A 2,247-nucleotide genomic window follows, 5' to 3' on the forward strand; every position below is an offset into this window, starting at 1 on the left:
TCCTTTGCGTTGGTGCAGGCGGCAAGAGCCAATGCCACAAGCAATGACACGGTCGTCACATGCGATCGTCTCATTTGCCTTCTAACTCCTTGGCGAAGAACGCCTCCCACTGTGGATTCACTTTACGATCAAGTCGAGATCATGGCGGGACAGCGGCCTGGGCTGGGATTCGGTGGTCAGGTAGGTGCGGCCAAGCGTCATCGCCGTCTCGGTGTCGGAGTCCATGATGATCATATGGGCGAACAGCGTCATGTTGGGCGCGATCGGTTCGGGATTGCCCTGGTAGAACATCGGCATGTCCATCCAGGACGGGGTGAAGCGGGCGCCGACCGAATAGCCGCAGGCGTTCAGCCGGTGCTTGGTCAGGCCGTGTGCCTCCATGGTGCGGGCATGCGCATCGAAGACGTCGCCGAAGCTGTTGCCCGGCATCATCGCCTTCTCGACAGCCAGGAGTGCTGCGCGGGCGGCGTCGAACAGTTCCTGATGGCGCTTCGACACCTTGCCGGTCAGCACCGTGCGCATCATCGGCGCATGGTAGTGGTTGAAGACGCCGGCCCATTCGAGCGTCAGCTGGTCGTTCTTGGTGAGCTTGCGGCGGCCGGCCTTATAGCGGCACAGCAGCGCATCGACGCCGGAGCCGATGATGAACTCGTTGGCCGGATAGTCGCCGCCGCCGGCGAAGATCGCGCCCTGCATGGCGGCCAGGATCAGAGCTTCGTCGCCGCCTTGCTTGATCAGCGGCAGTGCCGCGTCGAGCGCATCGTCGGAGAGATTGGCGGCCTTCTCGGCCTTGGCTATCTCGGCCGGGCTCTTGAACAGGCGCAGCCGGCCGACAATGCCGGACGCATCGGCGATCTGGCCGAAGGTCTGCAACTGCTCGTCCAGGCGGCGGCCGTTGAAGGCGGTCAGGCCGTGGGTGTCATATTCGACACCGATGCGGGCGCCGAGCAGGTCGAGTTCGTTGAGCAGATTGCGCAGGTCGACCGCAGGATTGGCGCCGTTGCGGTCGGTCCACAAGACGATGTTGTCGATAATCGAGGTCTGACGCGCCTGGCGCAGGTCGGCCGAGCGGGTCAGAAGCACCATCGAACCGTCGGCCTTGACCACCAGGCACTGGAAGAAGCAGAAGCCGAACGTGTCGTAGCCGGTCAGCCAATACATGCTTTCCTGCGCGAACAGCAGGATGGCGTCGAGCTTCTTTTCGGCCATCTCGATGATCAGCCGGTCGCGCCGCGCGTCAAATTCAGATCGTTCAAAATGCAGCGCCATTATTCCCTCTCCAAGACAATTGCCGAAACCTGCCGGCCGTAATCGGGCTCCTTGCGATGCGTGGTGCGCCGATAGGAGTAGAACAGGCCTTCCTCAGCGTAAGTGCAGCGGTCTAGGCCCTCAGCCGTCACGCCTGCCTTGGCCAGCCGGTCAACCGTGTAGCGGTTGAGGTCGAACATCGCATGGCCGGCATTGGCGGACGGAGCGAAATAGAGGATGTTTTCGGCGTCGGCTTCGACAAAGCGGGCGACGAATTCCGGGCCGACCTCGTAGTTTCGCGGGCCGATGGAGGGGCCTAGCACGGCGACGATGTTTTGGCGCCGGGCGCCGAGGCTTTCCATCGCCAGGATGGTGTTTTCGAGCACGCCGGTGAACGCGCCTTTCCAGCCGGCATGCGCGGCGCCGATGATGCGCGCCTGCGCATCAGCGAACAGCACGGGACCGCAATCGGCGGTCGAGGCGCCGATGGCGATGCCCGGCCGGTCGGTAACGATAGCGTCCGCCTTGGGGCGCTCGCCGGCAAAGGGCTCCCTGGCGATGACGACATCGGGCGAATGGATTTGCCAGGCGGTCAACAGATGGCTTGCCGGCACGCCCATCCAGGCAGCGACGCGGCTGCGGTTCTCGGCAACCAGCGCCTGGTCGTCATTCGATCCGGTGCCGATGTTGAGGCCCTGATAGATGCCGCCGGAAACACCGCCGACGCGGGTGAAATAGCCGTGGCGGATGCCTTGTGCCTGCGCCTTGTCCAGCAGCGGCGACCGAACGGGATCCGGTTTGGTCTGATTCAGCATGCGGGCGTTGTTGTCCGTGTGGGCGGTTTCGTCAAGAAGAAGGTGCTTGGTCGAGAACAGGCTGCAAAGCGCGGACGGGAGATTGGGAGGGGCGGCGGTAAAAAGTCAATCCGCCTCGGCAAAGGGCCGAACCGCCACGCCGCGAGGCAGCACCGCAAGCACCTTGAACAGCCCGCCCATGGCT

Annotated in this window: 2 protein-coding genes; both read right to left on the reverse strand. The window is 63.6% G+C overall.

What is annotated here, in order from left to right; genetic code table 11:
• Positions 1–117: 117 nt before the first annotated feature.
• Positions 118–1,269, reverse strand: a complete 1,152-nt coding sequence (locus tag EN991_RS32995) for a Xaa-Pro peptidase family protein (RefSeq protein WP_013530004.1) — start codon at positions 1,267–1,269, stop codon at positions 118–120.
• Complete coding sequence (gene pgeF, locus EN991_RS33000) at positions 1,269–2,063, reverse strand: peptidoglycan editing factor PgeF (protein WP_127370313.1); 795 nt, start codon at positions 2,061–2,063, stop codon at positions 1,269–1,271. The genes EN991_RS32995 and pgeF overlap by 1 nt, the downstream gene beginning before the upstream one ends.
• Positions 2,064–2,247: the final 184 nt, after the last annotated feature.

The organism is Mesorhizobium sp. M7A.F.Ca.US.005.03.2.1 (assembly GCF_003997795.1).
Classification (GTDB): Bacteria; Pseudomonadota; Alphaproteobacteria; order Rhizobiales; family Rhizobiaceae; genus Mesorhizobium; species Mesorhizobium ciceri.

What these genes read in the sequence shown, in the direction of transcription:
- EN991_RS32995 (WP_013530004.1), bottom strand. Translation starts at nt 1,269, where the DNA reads ATGGCGCTGCATTTTGAACGATCTGAATTTGACGCGCGGCGCGACCGG.
- pgeF (WP_127370313.1), bottom strand. Translation starts at nt 2,063, where the DNA reads ATGCTGAATCAGACCAAACCGGATCCCGTTCGGTCGCCGCTGCTGGAC.